We start from the raw sequence: 16,989 nt of genomic DNA on the forward strand, positions 1-16,989 counted from the left end.
TCACTGATCGCCTGCTGCCGGCATGCCTACGGTTAACCATTTTTCTGATTCCGTTGCCACGCTATCCATACCTGCGTCCAGCTTATACAATTTATAGCGGTTAATAATATTTGTCACTCGTCTGATCCATTCATGGCCGGCAGATGAATAACCGCTATGGTTCATTTTCTTGAGCCACAGTGTAAATTCGGGGTTTCCCTTCATTTCGCCGAACCACTTTTTGCGTGCCAGTACTTCCACAAAATGCTCATAGGAAGCCATGTCTGACACATATTGTTTGTACACGGACCGTGCTCCTGGTTTTGCCTTGGAAATGCTATTTTTCCCTACAATTCCAAAATGGTTGTGCAACAACTTTGCGTTTCTACTTGTTCCGGTGCCTGATTCCAGCATCGCTATTCCGAGGATAACGCTTGCCGGGATACCAGTTTCCTGCATTAATTCTACAGAAACCGGTTTAAATTTCTTTAAATAACTGTTTGTGGATTGTTGTGCAAACCCAACATTGCTGAGCATTAGCAATAATAACACCGCACATAACCATACTGTCCTCTTAAAGAATGTTGAAATTCTCATGGTAGTATTTTTTGATACAGGTGATAGTTCCTTCTTTGTTTTCAGCATCATTTCTTACCTCACATATCAACGATGATCACACCGCAATATTACTTTAAAAATTTAAATAATACGTTGTTCTCTTTTTCTTATCTAACCCGTTAATCTCTTGTTAAAAAAAATTGTACCTCATATTTGTGTCAATCCCCTTTGATGCAGCAGTTGGCCATATCAAAGGGGATTTTAGCGACAAAAAGCATTCTCTTTTGCAAAGACCATGCCGGCAATAGCAGCTTCTGCCATTTAATAAGTGGCTTATTGCTTTACCAGGCTGATCTTCAATTCGTTAAGCTGTACCTGGTCTATCGCAGCAGGCGCATCCAGCATTACATCGCGTCCGGAATTATTCTTCGGGAAGGCGATAAAGTCACGGATACTTTCACTGCCACCCAGCAGCGAACAGAGGCGGTCGAATCCGAAAGCGATGCCTCCATGCGGCGGTGCGCCATATTCAAAGGCGCCTAACAGGAAGCCAAATTTATGTTCTGCCTCTTCCCGGCTCATTCCCAGAGCTGCAAACATTTTCTGCTGCAGGTCGCGCTGGAAAATACGGATGGAGCCACCACCTACTTCTGTGCCATTTAAAACTATATCGTAGGCGTTAGCCTTAATTTTAGCGTATTGTGAAGGATCATCCATCAGCGAGATATGTTCCGGCTTTGGTGATGTAAACGGATGGTGACGGGCCACCCAGCGGTTTTCCTCTTCGGCGTATTCAAATAACGGAAAGTCTATTACCCACAACGGTTTAAAGTCGTTTTTGTTGCGTAAACCGAGGCGTTCACCCATTTCCAGGCGGAGTTCGCTGGCTGCTTTACGGGTACGCTCTTCCTTGCCAGCCAGCACCAGGATAAGGTCTCCGGGTTGCGCCTGACATTTTTGCGCCCATAATTTCAGTTGTTCTTCGTCAAAAAACTTATCCACAGAGCTCTTCAATGTACCATCCGCGTTATAACGGACATAGATGAGCCCGCTCATGCCTATCTGCGGGCGTTTTACCCAGTCGGTCAGTTCATCCAGCTGTTTGCGGGTGTACTCGGCACAACCTTTAGCTGCAATCGCTACCACCAGTTCCGCATCGTCAAATACTTTAAAGCCTTTATTCTTTGCGGTATCATTCAGGTTTACCAGCTTCATTTCAAAGCGGATATCCGGTTTATCGTTACCATAATATTCCATGGCATCATCGAATGTCATCCTTGGGAAAGCATCCGGGAATTCGATTCCTTTTATTTCCCTGAAGATATGCTTCAGCATATGCTCAAAGGTAGCCAGGATATCTTCCTGGTCCACAAAGCTCATTTCACAGTCGATCTGTGTGAACTCCGGCTGGCGATCTGCACGCAGATCCTCATCCCTGAAGCATTTCACGATCTGGTAGTAGCGATCGTATCCACTCACCATCAGCAATTGCTTAAAGGTTTGCGGCGACTGTGGCAGCGCATAGAACTCATTGGCGTTCATGCGGCTCGGTACTACGAAATCGCGGGCGCCTTCCGGGGTAGATTTGATCAGGAAAGGCGTTTCAATATCCATAAAACCAGCGGTGTGCAGGTAGTTACGTGCAGCACGTCCTACCTGGTAGCGCAGTTCCAGGTTTTGTCTTACGATGTTACGGCGCAGATCGAGGAAGCGGTATTTCATCCGCAGCTCATCACCTCCGTCGGTATCATCCTGCAAAGTAAACGGCGGTGTTTTAGCCGCATTGAGGATGGTAAAATCGCTCACGGTGATTTCAATATCACCAGTGGGAATGTTTTTATTTTTACTGGAGCGCTCGGTTACGGTACCTTTTACCTGGATCACAAATTCACGGCCAAGTGGCTGTGCATCCAGTTTTGCGTTCAGGCTTTCACCGAACAGCAGTTGAGTAATACCATAACGGTCCCGCAGGTCAAAAAAATTGATGCTGCCAAACTTTCTTACTGTCTGTATCCATCCGGCCAAAGTTACTTCCTGGCCCACCTGTTCCATTCGTAATTCCCCGCAAGTGTGCGTCCTATACATGCGTAAATAGTTGATTTAGTTAGTTTTATGGTTGAATTACGGGATAAGTAATCATCAATTGGCGACCACTATCCAGTTGTTCACTTATACCCATAAGGGGGGCAAAGATACGGTTTGGATCGGGCATTTTATGCCCGGTGTATGTTAAAAATATCGTACGAGGTCTATTTCCGGCATCAGTGGCGCATCAGCAACAAGCACATCCCTGAAATGCGCCGCCATAAAAGGCGCCAGCGAGCATCCCTTTGTGCCTAGCCCGTTAAATAAGCCCACAGACGGTAACGCAGGGTGAAAACCCGCTATTGGTCGCCGGTCGTTTCCCGATGGCCGCACCGACGATAACTGGTCCACTATTTCATAAGGGACCTTCAGCAGCTGTGCGAGGCTTTTTTCCAGCACTTCCCGCTGCTTTGCCGTTGGGTGGTCATCCTCGTAATCCCATACGAAAGAAGACCCCGCCCAGAACAATCCATTGTCCTGCGGTACCAGCGTAATGCCTTTCTTTATAATGTCCCCGGTTTCCAGCCCAGGTATCTTCACCAGTAATACTTCTCCCTTATTGGGTAAAAATTTTATCTCCTTAAAAAAAGAAAGCCCGGTAGTACCTACTCCATCGCAGAAGATAACTTTGGCGGCGGCAATATCTCTATAGGTAACCCCATCTTCCGTAATTTCCAGGTCCGCCACATCCAGGTGAGTTTCCAGCAGCGCCTCCTGTGCCTTTAAATACTGCCGGTAAGCCGGCAACAATGCACGGAGGTTCACCGTAGCGCCATGTACAATGGCTGCACCATGGGGCTGATCCAGGAAGGCTTCATATTTCAGTGCCGCTGGCAGCTCCGTATATTCATTGCCGGTAGTTTTGTTTAGGAAAGCTTCCCGCATTTGCAGCGAAGGGAAAACCGTCCACAGCTGACGTTCCGTGAAAACCGGCACCTGCAGCAGATCCGACAACGCTGTGTACGTGGCTTTTGCGAAAGGATAAATGGTATCATACATCCAGGCCGGTTCAAACCTGCGGCCCGATACCGGGTTCATGATCCCGGCAGCTACCCTGGAAGCGCTGTTTGGCTTTGCATCATCAATAACAATTACTTTTTTCCCTGCCTGCAAGAGGAACCAGCTTAACATGGTTCCCGCAATTCCCTGCCCTATGATAAGGTAATCTGCTTTCCTCATAGCCTCAAAATTAGCAATAAAAAAAGGGCTGATGGAGATGTCCACCAGCCCTTCTGAACTATATTACTGTTATTACTCGGTTACTTTTACATTAAGGCCGCTGCTATGTGCGGAAAATTCCGGCGCATACATACACTGGGCGGTGCTGATACCGTTGGAAAATTTACCCTGATGGGTAACAAACAATGTATATTCAAACACATAAGTTCCCTTGGGCAGATAACTGAAAAAGAAATCTGTGGAGGCATCCCGGGTGCTTTCATAATAGCTCAATCCATCCTGCCACTTGCTGGCACTGATTACATTGGTAGGCTCAAAACAAGCCGCCCGCATGTCTTTCAGGTGGATGTATTCCATCTGCCTGTCGGCGCGCAGCACAATCCGCACTTTTACTTTGTCTCCTACTTTCAGTTCGTTGCCATCGGTGATTTTAGTAAGTACCGGGCCTTTGTCGCTGTTCACTTCTTTGAACAGTTCTTTTTCCAGTACCAGCGGCGTGGCAGCAGCAGTAATTTTATCCAGGTCTTCAAAGTACTGCCAGTACACGGCGCCCCAGGAAGGTTGACCTTTACTGCCGCTAACAGTTACGCTGATGTTGCCCATATCCGGTTTCACGGCTTTGGCGTCTATCCTTTCTTTAAAATAGCCGGTACCGGCTTCTTTGGCAGCGGGTTTCACCGTAGTATTTCCAAGTTGAATGGATACTTCGGGAGAAGCAGCCAGCCAGTTAGCGCCCTGCAGCAGCATGGCGTAGCAGGCGTCTGCGGTCGCCTTGGTGGTATGCCAGTTATTAGTTTGCTTGTTTTTCAGCAACCAGGTTTTCATATCTGCCACTGCCCCCGCGTCTTTTCCTGCTACCTGGAAGGCTTCAATCAGTAATGCCTGTGTTTCAATAGGCGCCTGGTACCAGTTGTAACCACCGGTTACATCTTTCCAGTACATACCCAGTTCTTTACTGTTCATGGCATTTTCCTTCAGCGATTTTAATATAGCCGCCGGCGTTACCTGGTCATTCTTTTTGAACTGCGATAATGCAATCATGCCTTGTGCATACCGGCTTTGCTTCGTCCAGTATTTCTGCTGCTGGGCGTAGTAAAAGTCAAACGACTTCTTCATGGCAGCCGGTACGGGTTTGTCGAAGAAGCTGCGGGCGTACAGGTAGTGGATCTGCACCTGGTTGATCTGTTCTTCTTTCAGGTTAGCCTTTGCTTTGATCAATCTATAGTAATCTGCATCGAGCTCTTTATCGAGGTAGTCGATGGCCTTCATGGCCATTGCGGTAGCTGCCGGATCTTTTTCTGAAGTCAGCTGCTGCAAATGACCTAAGCCTGCAACAATATATTGTGTAAGGAAACGGTCTTTCCACATACCGGTAAACCATGGGAAAGCGCCATCCGGCAATTGTTTCGCTGCCAGCTGATCCAGTGCTGATTTTCTTTCCTTCTGCATCCGTTGCAGGTCGAACAGCAGCGCGATATTCTTTTTCTGCTGCGCTTCATTTTTTGCTTCCAGTACCCACGGCGTTTGTTGCAGCAACACTGATTTCAGCTCTTCGTTCTTCGCCAGGTTGCTCTGCAATGCGGCCGTATCGGTGATCTTCCATTTATCAAAGATGTCCTTTAAACCGGGAGTGGCATTGGTAATATGTGTAGCCAATGCGTTGGCATAATAGCGGTTAAATACCTGCTCGGCGCATTCATACGGAAATTCCATCAGGTAGGGTAACGCCTGTACCGCATACCAGGCGGGATTGCTGGTATACTCCACGGTAACGCCGTGTTGTACAATGGTTTGGGAAGAATCGCTGTGCAGTAATTTACCGAAGGTAAAGTCGTGTTTGCCATCACCGCGAACCGGTAATGGAAGCGATTCTGTGACCAGCATCCGGTTGGTTAACACGGGCAATGCATTTTCTTCTCCATCGCTGAAATTCCCTGCCTGGGCAGTAATCCGGTAAATGAGCGCGCTCTGGAACCCGTGCGGGATCTGGATCGGGAAGCTTACCACGGTACTTTGTCCTGCTTTGGCCGTAAAATGTTGCAGCGGGAAAATGTTCTGGAACCATCCATCCACCGGTTGCATGGTAGTAGCATCCAGCAGTTCCAGGTGTGCCTGGCCTATCAACTGGGAGTCCGACAGGTTGCTCACCTTAGCGGTGAATTCCATTTTATCTCCTTCGCGTACAAACCGGGGTGTATTGGGCTGGATCATCAGCACTTTCTGTGTAACAATACTGGCGTTGGTATAACCGAAAGCCAGATCCTTTGTATGTGCCAGACCCTGGAAGTTCCATTTGGTGAGGGCTTCCGGAACAGTAAACTCAAAGGTGATATTGCCGTCTTTATCCGTGCGGAGATCGGGGAAGAAGAAGGCAGTTTCCTGGAAGTTTTTACGGATAGCAGGAGCGATTGGCTCCTCGCCGCCTGCCGGCGCTTTTTCTTTGGCCGATTGGGTGTCAACGGCTTTATAACCCATGGCGTCATTGGCCACTGCTGCTGCCGGAGCTGGCGCCATTTCCTGCAGGGCTACACCGGGTGCGAAGCCACCTACCGGGGCAGATGCTTTCATTCTTTTTGTAGAGGCAGCCCCTCGTATCATGATCCGTTCTCCGCCGGCGCCATCCATCATGTTCCAGTCGAACAGGTTCAGCATTTCATAGTTCTTTTCCTCCGCCGGATGTACTTTTCCATCACGGTCATACAGTCCTGTAGACACATCCATTTTGAAATTCTCCCCCCCGTTAAACCTCAGTATATTATTTACATAAGGGTAGATAGCTGGCTGGTACCATTTGTGTGGCACAAACTCATCCAGGGATGCATCATACATGGAAGCAAGCATTTCAGCGGCGGCTTTTTCGTTTTTATATCCGGATATCTGTGCGGTCCATTTTTCTTTTTCTCCCGGTAATAATTTATCGCGATGGGTGCCCAGTTTTATCTGCAGGTCTTTATTGTCCCAGGCGACTGTTACGGTTGGCTCAACGGTAAACACCCGGTTATCTTTTACAAACACATAGGCCAGCGATATATTTCCCCGGTCATTTTCTGTAACGGGAAAATCCAGCTGCTTTACACCGGAGAGTTCCAATGTGGAAAGTACTTCCGGTGCAATTACCGTTTTCTTTGTTTGAATCAGGTGCACGCTACCTGCAGAAGAAGCCAGCAGGATGGTGGCCGTTTTACCCGGCGACACTACTGCAGCAGCAGGATAGGACCACAAATATACCGGCGCTGGTAACGTTTTCGGATGAGCGTCTATCAACTCGAAGGTTGTTTTCTGAACAACCAGTTCGTTGTTTTTATCTTTTGCACTTACTTCCAGTTCATAAAATCCAGGGGCCAGCTTTTTGATATCCAGCACTGCTTTCCCTTCGGGGTTACTTTTAACCGTTTCCTGGATCACTGCCGCCTGGCGGGGCCAGTTTTTATGATCATCTTCCGATTTATAGATATCTACCGGGAACGCCTGCACGTAGCTGGCTTCGTCCATTACAAACTGATCGGGCGCTTCCCAGTAGCGGGGACGCAACAGGCGCTTGTTGGGAGTGAGCGGTTTTATCTGCACCGTAAGGTTAGCTGGTTCAAATGCGCCGTTCAGGTTGCGGGAATAAATCCTTACGTCCTTGAAATCATCCCGTTGCAGGCGAGCCGGCGCGTTTACCACAATTTCCATCGACTGGTAGCCCACACTTATTGTTTGGTCGCCACTGCGGGTTTCGCCGTTAAGATCTGTTATATCGGCATGTACTACGTAGGTAAATACCGGTTTGGTGGCCGGGTCTACAGATTTATCGCTGAGTGCTGGAAACTGTACATGGAAAGCGCCGTTGGCGTCTGTAGTTGTTTCTCCATGAGCAATTTCACGGGAAGAACCGTACGGGGCGGCTATCTTATAAAATAACCATGGGTAAGGATAACGCACCCGCCGCTCCACGCGGTAGGTTACTTTGGCGCCGTCGATATTGTTACCTGCAAAGGCCAGGGCCTTTGCATTGGCAGTAACGGTATCCCCTATACGATAAGTACTTTTTATGGTATCAAACTGCACATAGAATTTTGGGCGTTTGTATTCTTCTACCTGGAAAGCGAGGTACCCGTTGCCGACCTCGTCTCTCAGGCTATAACCGCCGTTCATACGTCCTTCCGGCAATATAAATTTCCCGGAATATGCGCCGAATTCATTGGTGGTTACTTTAATGGAATCTGCTTTATCGCCATTGGCATCGAACAACGACAAGGTAGTTTTGTAATCCGTGAGTATGTCACTGCCGGTTTCGTTGGTGCGTTTCTTTAAAACAATTCCTTTAAAGTAGATGGTTTGCCCGGGGCGGTAAATGCTCCTATCGGCAAACAGGAATGTTTGGGCCTTGGGTTCCTCTTTCCGCTCATTATTGGTATAATAGTAACGATGTGAGTCGATATACAGCTCATCCTGACCATTTTTCCAATGCAACCGCAGGTTATTATTTTGCTTTATGGGAGCTGGCTTTACACGGCCATCGTTGCTGGTAGTAAGGTTTTCCACCAGCGTCCATTCTTCCGTATTGTTGTTCTTATTCCGCAGCAATTGCAGGTTGATGCCAGCCAATGGTTTACCGGTGGTACGATGCAAGGCATAATAGGTAGTACCGTTTTCCACATAGCTGATATTGGATACCCAGGTCATTTGCATGGCCATAGGATTATTTTTCAGTGCAAACTTCGGATCAGCGCTGGACAACAGCATATAATGGCCGGTTGGCAGCGCATCTATTTTGATTTCCGCCTTGTGAGTGATATAATCCTCCGGATCGGGCAGGGCCTGTTCCCAGGATTTGATGACCGGGCGCGACAGCATCAGCTGCCAGTAAGTATTGCCCTGGTCGCGGTAGTTACTCTGCGCCTTGCGTAACAGCTTCAGGAAGGTTTCATCTATTTTAAAAACACGCAGGTAGATCTTATTAATATTCTTATACCTCACCAGTGTTCTGAACGGCAGCTCTGGTACATTCACCGTTTCTGTTGCCAGTTCCAGGAATTGCTCGTTAATCTGGTCCAGCATATAAGCGCAGGATGCGCCACCGCCCGATTCAGGCGCCAACGCCACCGCCTTTTCACAGATAGCTTTCGCTTTCTGCATATTATCTCCTTTCCCGTTTTCCGTGTCATCTGCCTTTTGCATATAATAAGATGCCTGCATTACCATTACAGTGGTCACCTCTTTTTGCCCCTCGTAGGCTAATACCATCTGGTCGAGCGCCTGGAGATAAAGCGCCTCTTTATTTTCCATTACTGCCACCAGGTTTATCCAGGCCATTCTTTCCACATCCACATCCAGTAAGGCGGCTTTATCGCCGGCATGCAAACGGATCAGTTCCTGCAGGATCAGCAGGGCTTGATATTGCAGGGAAGTGCTGTCGGCGCTGGTGAAGTGATGTGCTGCAAAGGTGGCGGCGGGCGCAAAGGCAGCAGGGTCCGTAAGTTCAAACTGGTTGGCAGGGTTGGTAATGGTAGCTTCCCCGGATTTAAAATAATCCAGGGCGCGGTGAGCCAGCAGATCGTACAGGGTTGGCCGCAGTGGCCGGGTATTTCCTTTAACGATAACGGGTTCAAAGGAAGTGAGGCTTGTTTTTTCCAGTAATTCCCGGCCAGACAGCGACGCCTGGTAGGCGGCGGTAACTTCCTGGTGCAGCCGGCCGGCTCCCCAGGTGCTTACATCTGTTCCTTCATCGCCGGCAATGGCGGTGCGGTTGTAGAACCGGTAGCGGTTATTCTGAAAATACCGGTACAGCATTTCTGCTTTGATGCTTTGCAGGATAGCTTTCTGCGCGCCGGAAGCAGTAGTAATTTCCCCGTCGATTTTCTGCATATTGAGCAGGGTGCTGCTGTCGTTGATCTGCGCGTTGTACTTCATCTGGTAGATGAGCGCTTTGATTTGCTGTGCCGTTGCCTTGTCTTTTACTGCGTGGGCATAAATATCGTTGACTACTTCCAGGGCTGATTTAGGTAATCCCTTATCTTCCAGTGTTGTAATTTTCTTCCAGGAGTTATCGTAGTTGAACTGGGCCATCATCTTATTGTTGCTAAAGATTAAAACAATGAATATTCCGATGAATAAACGCATATGGGATCGTTATTTACAGTAAGTTAATTCTTTTACTGAAGGATGCCGGTGCAGGCATGGTTTCCATAAAGGGGAACAAAAAAGGTGAAAAGTGTTGGAATAAATCCCCTTCACTTTTCACCTTATATATTTTTACCGGCAGATAATTATGCCAGGGCTGCAGTTTTGCTTAATACTTCTGCCATTGTTTTACCAATGTTAGCAGGACTTTCCACTACGTGAACACCACATTCTGCCATGATCTTCATTTTTGCAGCAGCGGTATCTTCAGCACCACCGATGATAGCACCGGCGTGCCCCATACGGCGTCCCGGAGGCGCGGTTTGACCAGCGATGAAACCAACTACGGGTTTAGTACCGTTTGCTTTGATCCACTGGGCAGCTTCCGCTTCCATGCTTCCGCCAATTTCACCGATCATGATGATACCTTCTGTTTCAGGATCATTCATCAGCAGTTCTACCGCATCTTTGGTAGGTGTACCGATGATTGGATCGCCACCAATACCGATGGCAGTGGATACGCCTAAGCCGGCTTTTACTACCTGGTCGGCTGCTTCATAGGTCAAAGTACCGGATTTGGATACAATACCGATTTTACCTTTTTTGAAGATAAAGCCAGGCATGATACCTACTTTAGCTTCATCTGCCGTGATAACGCCAGGGCAGTTTGGCCCGATGAGGCGGGTAGTTGTACCCTGCAGGAAATTCTTCGCCTTGATCATATCCTGTACAGGAATACCCTCTGTGATACATACCACCAGAGCAATACCTGCTTCGGTAGCTTCCATGATTGCGTCAGCTGCAAATGCAGGAGGTACAAAAATGATAGAAACATTCGCTCCGGTTGCCTTTACTGCATCGGCTACCGTATTGAACACCGGGCGTTCCAGGTGTGTGCTGCCACCTTTACCGGGTGTAACACCACCCACTACCTGGGTACCGTATTCGATCATCTGTGTAGCGTGGAAAGTACCTTCAGTACCGGTAAATCCCTGAACAATCACTTTGCTATCCTTATTAACTAAAACACTCATCGCGCTTGTTTTATTGGTTTAATATTATATGTCTGATTCTTCTGGACGGCAAAAATAAGCCGATTTCCATAATTCTGCAATTTAGTGCCTTTAAGATAAAGCTACCAATTGGTTTGGAAAATAATTGGCAATAAATGAGGAGAGTACCCGGGCAGGTAGTGCCAATAACAACAGATTTAAATATTATATATTATCTTTTTAACTGGCAATCATATACATATAAACATTACTGTTCTCCCTGTTCCTTTTTCAGCTGATCCCGCCACTTTCCATCTTTAAATAATTCCAGCTGCCGCATTTCTTTTGCTTCTCGCAGGAACTCGGAGGCAAAAATGAAGTCGTTTAATTTCTGGTCCTTGCTGAACACGATATCTTTATTGCTACCCTCCCACTGTTTCTGGCCCTGGTACATATATACAATATGGTCGCCGCTTTCCATTACGGTGTTCATGTCGTGGGTATTAATCACGGTAGTAATGTTGTATTCCTGGGTGAGTTCTGTAATGAGCTTATCAATAAGCAGGGAGGTTTGCGGGTCCAGACCGGAGTTGGGCTCATCGCAGAAAAGGTATTTCGGGTTGAGCACAATGGCGCGGGCGATGCCTACCCTTTTCTTCATCCCGCCACTGATTTCAGCGGGGAATTTTTTTGCGGCTTCTTTCAGCTGTACCCTTTCGAGGCATTCTGCTACCCTGGCCTTCTTTTCTTTCAGCGTGCCTTTTCCAAACATTTCCAGGGGAAACATCACATTTTGTTCAACGGTCATACTGTCGAACAGGGCAGAACCTTGGAACAGCATGCCTATTTCCTGGCGTATTACCTTTTTCTCTTTTTCATCCATGGCGGTAAAGTCCTGCTTATCGTACAGTATCTTTCCATCATCCACTCCCATCAGTCCTACGATGCACTTCATCATCACGGTTTTACCGCTACCGCTGGCGCCAATGATGAGATTTACCTTACCGGGTTCCATTATGGTTGATACGCCCTTCAGTATTTCCTTGTCCCCAAAACCCTTTCTTATGTCTTGCAGTTCAATCATGATTACAGTAATATGGCCGTTAATGCGTAGTCCATGAATAATATCAGCACGCAGCTTACCACCACGGCAGTAGTGCTGGCTTTACCTATTTCCAGTGCGCCGCCGGTTACGTTATAGCCGTAATAAGCTGATACGCTGGCAATAATAAACCCGAAAGTATAGGATTTGGCCATCGCAAAAAATACGTTGTATGCCTTGAACTCCTGGCGGAGCCCCTGCATAAACTGCTCGGAAGATATAATGCCCGAAAGCACGCCTGCTTCCTTGCCACCCCAGATACCCAGGAAACCCGCAATGGCTACCAGGACCGGTATCATCAGTATGGCGGCCATAATTTTAGGCGCTATCAGGTATCCTTTGGTATTGATCCCCATAATTTCCAGGGCATCAATCTGTTCGGATATCCGCATGTTACCCAGTTCCGAAGCTATTTTTGATCCGATTACGCCCGCCAGTACAATACAGGTAAGCGTTGGCGCAAATTCCAGGATAATAGTATCTCTTACCACCTGTGCGATGGTACTTTTTGGAATGATAGGACTTACCAGCTGATAGGCGGTTTGCAAGGTAGTTACCCCTCCCATAAACAGGGAAATAATAAATACTATCCCAAACGACCCTACGCCGATATCCACACATTGCTGCATAAATTGCTTCCAGTACATCTTCATGTTTTCCGGGCGGGAAAACATGCCTTTGAGCATGAGCAGGAAGTTTCCGAAATGATAGAAGAATTTGAACTCCATAACTGATCAAAGATAGGAAGGATTTTTTCAATCATATCCTAATTTAAGATTTAATGCAGGGCTTAGCGTAAACTACTTACCAGCAAACGCTTCAAACTGCGTTCAATGATCTCTCCCATCGTTTTGCAACGGGAAAATACGGCATCATGATAATATTCTGCCAGCTCATCGCCCAGTTGCTGGATCTTTTCGGGGAAAGAAACGCGGTCTGTCATGATTACATCCCTGAGGTCTTTGATGCGATGCCGCTGCACTTTAATGCGGCGGGCAATTACCGCACGTTCTTCCTGCTGGTACTGTTTTACCACTTCTGCATTGAGATGTTTAATGGCAAGGTCCACGAATATCCGGTTCTCTTTGAAGTACTGCGGCATATATAAAGTACGCCGGCCTTCGTAAAACTGCTGATCAAAATCAATGGCACGGATACGGAACTGTACATCATCAAAATCCGGGGTAATATCAAAAATGAAATTATAGGAACGCATGTCGCCCAGCAACCGTACAAAGCACCGTTCATTGAACTTTACAAATTCCTTGGCAATACGCTTCGGGTTAAATTCGGGCCTGTTCAGGTAGTGAAGAATAAACTGATCGCCAGGCACCCCGGCAATATGTTCTTCCACGAGGGTATTACCATCGATCAGAAAGTTCATCCAGTAGGGGGATAAAATATGCTCCAGTTCCAATCCATAAATACGGGAGGCATCGGCGATCTTGATATAAAAATAATCGTATACCTCGTTGTAATTATTAACAATCTTAATCCGGAAAGGATGGGAATTCCCAAAGGTGCAGTAGTCGATCCGCTCAATATGCAGGTGCTCTTCCGCCGTTTGGTCGCCACCGGCCTTCAGAATGGAGTACACCCGTTTTAACCCTGCATGAATGGACCCTACCATACTCTGTGGATAAAAAACGGTTTCCCACAAAGTATCTTTCCCTTCCTTGTCGTACACCGATATCGCCTGATCGTAATACCGCAGTTCCTCGTAAGATATCGGCAGCTTCACTTCCCGCTCATACATTTTAAGGTAATTGCGGAAAGCAGAGTTAATCGGAAAAAATATCTTCTTTCGGGAGATGGTTTGCATGGGATAAATATAGCGGATTTTGTCTTTCCCGCTGATTACGCTGATTAAACTGATTAGTTTGATTTTACTTTTTTTGATTTTTTTAAGATTTTTAGATTTAATAATTAAGGGAGATAAAAGCGAATCTCCGCTTCCATCTCCCTTAATCCTTTATAAAATCCAAAAGTAAAAATCAGTATAATCAGCGTAATCAGCGGGAAAGACAAAACCCGCTGCATTTTACTTCTTTTTCTTCTTATCCTTCCCGTTCTTCTCGTCTCTGCAGCATTTCTCCTGGGCGTCTACCACGGCGATGTTTACCATGTTTACGATTTGCCGTACGGTGCTGCCCAGCTGGAGAATATGTACCGGCTTCTTCATTCCCAACAGGATGGGACCGATGGCATCAAATCCGGCCACTTCCTGCAACAGGTTGTAAGCGATATTACCGGCGGCCAGGTTAGGGAAGATGAGTGTGTTTACTTCTTCTTCCAGTAATTCCGTAAACGGATAATTATCTTTCAGAATTTCCTTATTGAAAGCCATGGCGGCCTGGATTTCTCCATCTACAATGAGGGAAGGATCACGTTGCTTCACTATTTCGCGGGCTTTGCTCATGGTTTGCGCTTCCGGCGTCTGGCTGCTGCCAAAGTTGGAATACGACAGCATGGCAATACGCGGTGTCATATTAAAATGCTTCACTTCCTTTGCTACCATCATGGTGATATCCGCCAGTTCTTCCGCCGTGGGGTTGAAGTTTACGGTGGTATCGGCGAGGAATAGCGGTCCGCGTTTGGTTTGGATGATATACATGCCGGCTACACGCTTTGCGCCGTCTTCCATACCAATTACCTGCAGCGCCGGGCGGATGGTATCAGGATACTTACGGGTGAGGCCGGAAATGAGGGCATCTGCTTCCCCGGTTTCTACCATCATACAGCCGAAGTAGTTACGTTCCCGCATAATTTTACGCGCCTCGTAGAGGTTCAGTCCTTTGCGCTGACGTTTCTTGAAAAACAGGTCACCGAAGCGGTGACGCATTTCCTTCATCTGTTCGCTCTTCGGATCTATGATCACCACATCATCAATTTCGATGGCGTTTTCCAGCATCAGTTCACGGATGCGGGCTTCGTTACCCAACAGGATCGGGTAGGCGATACCTTCGTCGTTCACTACCTGTGCGGCTTTCAGCACTTTCAGGTTATCTGCTTCCGCAAAAACAACCTTTCTCGGGTCGCGGCGGGCTTTGGTACCAATGATCCTGAAAAGCTGATTGTCCAGTCCCAGGCGGTGATTCAGTTCATTCCGGTATGCTTCCCAGTCGGTGATGGACTGGTGCGCTACACCGCTTTCCATTGCCGCTTTGGCGACGGCAGGCGCTACTGTGCTGAGCAGGCGTGGATCCAGTGGCTTGGGAATGATATATTTCGGTCCGAAGAAAATATTTCTTTCATTATAGGCCAGGTTTACGATATCTGGCACCGGCGACTTTGCCATATCGGCCAAAGCCCTTACTGCTGCCAGTTTCATGGCCTCGTTAATTTGTGTGGCTCTCACGTCGAGGGCCCCACGGGAAAATGTAAGGGAAGCCCAGTACGTTGTTCACCTGGTTGGGATAATCGGAGCGGCCGGTAGCCATGATAATATCCGGGCGGGCTGCGATCGCTGCTTCGTAGGCAATTTCCGGATCCGGATTTGCCATGGCAAATACGATCGGGTTTTTAGCCATGCTCCTGATCATTTCGGGTGTTACCACATTTCCTACAGACAATCCCAGGAACACGTCCGCGCCTTTCATGGCTTCTGCCAGCGATTTAACTTTCGTGTTGGTAGTGAATTGTTTATGCCTGTCGGAAAGATCCTGGCGGTCTTTGTTCAATACACCGTCTTTATCAAACATGATAAAGTTTTCCGGTTTGGCGCCCAGTGCCACATACAGCTTTACACAAGCCATGGCAGCGGCTCCTGCGCCATTCACCACTATTTTTACTTTCTCTATTTTCTTTTTAACCAGTTCCAGTGCATTCAGCAGGGCGGCAGAGGAAATGATGGCCGTACCGTGCTGATCATCGTGCATGATCGGAATTTTCAGCTCTTTCCTGAGCCTGTCTTCGATTTCAAAACACTCCGGGCTTTTAATATCTTCCAGGTTAATACCCCCGAAAGTTGGCTCCAGTGCCTTTACAGCGGCCACAAAGGTATCCGGATCTTTTGCATTCAGCTCTATATCAAATACGTCAATGTCAGCGAATATCTTAAACAATACTGCTTTCCCTTCCATCACCGGTTTACCGGCTTCAGGGCCAATATCTCCTAAACCCAATACAGCGGTACCATTGCTGATAACGCCCACCAGGTTGCCTTTAGCGGTATATTTGTAAACGTTTTCTACATCATTGAAAATTTCTTTGCATGGCTCTGCCACTCCGGGAGAGTATGCGAGGGAGAGATCCCACTGTGATTTTGTGTCTTTCGTAGGTATGACTTCTATTTTGCCCGGCCTGCCCTTTGCATGATAATCCAACGCATCCTGCTTATTCAGTTTCTTTGCCATATAAATATAAGATTGTTATTGGGCGTGCAATATACGAAGTATTGAATTAAGGGCAGCCACCCAAATAGTGGGATATCCTCTCATAATTAAGCATGCTAACCATTAAAATTACTTACTTTTACAGCGTTAAACATTCGTAAATATCATGATACAACGCATCCAGAGTCTCTATCTGCTATTGGCTGCCGCCGCAGGCGCTGCTGCTCTGTCTTTCGATTTGTGGAGAGCTACCCTTTCCAATGGTGTAAAACAATCTGTAAACGCCTCCAGCAACTATCTCCTGTTTGTACTGTATATTATTATTATCCTGCTGGCCCTCGTTACCATTTTTCTTTTTAAGAAACGTAAACTGCAGTTCCGGCTGACAATATTTAATATTCTTTTTGGTTTTGGAGCACTGGCCTATCAATATTATGTAGTGCAGCAAACGGCTAATAAACTGAATACCGGCGGCATTACTATTACCTCTGCATCTTATTTGCCTGCCTCCTTCTTACCGATTGTTGTCATCATACTTTTATTCCTCGCCGCCAGGGGAATTTATAAAGATGAGAAACTGATCAAGTCACTGGACAGGCTCAGATAACACAACATTATTCCCACAAAAAAGCCATTGCCTTTACACACGTAAAGA

At 47.2% G+C, this 16,989-nt stretch carries 11 protein-coding genes; 1 reads left to right on the forward strand and 10 read right to left on the reverse strand.

Annotated features, from left to right (window positions below; translation table 11 throughout):
- The 10 genes from QFZ51_RS00790 to QFZ51_RS00835 all read right to left on the reverse strand — a co-directional run bounded on the left by QFZ51_RS00790 (nucleotide 1) and on the right by QFZ51_RS00835 (nucleotide 16,355).
- A complete protein-coding gene (locus QFZ51_RS00790) occupies nucleotides 1-576 on the reverse strand; it encodes a glucosaminidase domain-containing protein (RefSeq protein WP_429042212.1) in 576 nt (191 codons plus the stop codon).
- Between the two features lie 294 nt (nucleotides 577-870).
- Nucleotides 871-2,622, reverse strand: a complete 1,752-nt coding sequence (aspS, locus tag QFZ51_RS00795; protein WP_429042215.1) for an aspartate--tRNA ligase — start codon at nucleotides 2,620-2,622, stop codon at nucleotides 871-873.
- 144 nt (nucleotides 2,623-2,766) lie between these two features.
- Nucleotides 2,767-3,801, reverse strand: coding sequence for an NAD(P)/FAD-dependent oxidoreductase (locus QFZ51_RS00800; protein WP_429042217.1), 1,035 nt, complete (start codon nucleotides 3,799-3,801; stop codon nucleotides 2,767-2,769).
- A gap of 72 nt (nucleotides 3,802-3,873) precedes the next feature.
- Complete coding sequence (locus tag QFZ51_RS00805; RefSeq protein WP_429042219.1) at nucleotides 3,874-9,906, reverse strand: alpha-2-macroglobulin family protein; 6,033 nt, start codon at nucleotides 9,904-9,906, stop codon at nucleotides 3,874-3,876.
- Between the two features lie 146 nt (nucleotides 9,907-10,052).
- Nucleotides 10,053-10,940: a succinate--CoA ligase subunit alpha gene (gene sucD / locus QFZ51_RS00810; RefSeq protein ID WP_370908431.1), complete on the reverse strand. Its 888-nt coding sequence runs from the start codon at nucleotides 10,938-10,940 to the stop codon at nucleotides 10,053-10,055.
- Nucleotides 10,941-11,166: 226 nt separating this feature from the next.
- Nucleotides 11,167-11,982: an ABC transporter ATP-binding protein gene (locus QFZ51_RS00815; protein ID WP_429042222.1), complete on the reverse strand. Its 816-nt coding sequence runs from the start codon at nucleotides 11,980-11,982 to the stop codon at nucleotides 11,167-11,169.
- Between the two features lie 2 nt (nucleotides 11,983-11,984).
- Nucleotides 11,985-12,728, reverse strand: a complete 744-nt coding sequence (locus QFZ51_RS00820) for an MlaE family ABC transporter permease (protein ID WP_370908433.1) — start codon at nucleotides 12,726-12,728, stop codon at nucleotides 11,985-11,987.
- A gap of 62 nt (nucleotides 12,729-12,790) precedes the next feature.
- A complete protein-coding gene (locus tag QFZ51_RS00825) occupies nucleotides 12,791-13,822 on the reverse strand; it encodes a hypothetical protein (RefSeq protein WP_370908434.1) in 1,032 nt (343 codons plus the stop codon).
- Between the two features lie 219 nt (nucleotides 13,823-14,041).
- Nucleotides 14,042-15,331 carry a phosphate acyltransferase gene (locus QFZ51_RS00830; RefSeq protein WP_429042225.1) on the reverse strand — a complete coding sequence of 430 codons (1,290 nt, stop codon included), beginning with the start codon at nucleotides 15,329-15,331 and terminating at the stop codon, nucleotides 14,042-14,044.
- A gap of 7 nt (nucleotides 15,332-15,338) precedes the next feature.
- Complete coding sequence (locus QFZ51_RS00835) at nucleotides 15,339-16,355, reverse strand: malic enzyme-like NAD(P)-binding protein (protein WP_429042228.1); 1,017 nt, start codon at nucleotides 16,353-16,355, stop codon at nucleotides 15,339-15,341.
- 145 nt (nucleotides 16,356-16,500) lie between these two features.
- Here QFZ51_RS00835 and QFZ51_RS00840 point away from each other — a divergent pair, with 145 nt between their 5' ends.
- Complete coding sequence (locus tag QFZ51_RS00840) at nucleotides 16,501-16,941, forward strand: DUF4293 domain-containing protein (protein WP_079471035.1); 441 nt, start codon at nucleotides 16,501-16,503, stop codon at nucleotides 16,939-16,941.
- Nucleotides 16,942-16,989: the final 48 nt, after the last annotated feature.

It is taken from the genome of Chitinophaga sp. W3I9 (genome assembly GCF_050434025.1).
Classification (GTDB): domain Bacteria; phylum Bacteroidota; class Bacteroidia; order Chitinophagales; family Chitinophagaceae; genus Chitinophaga.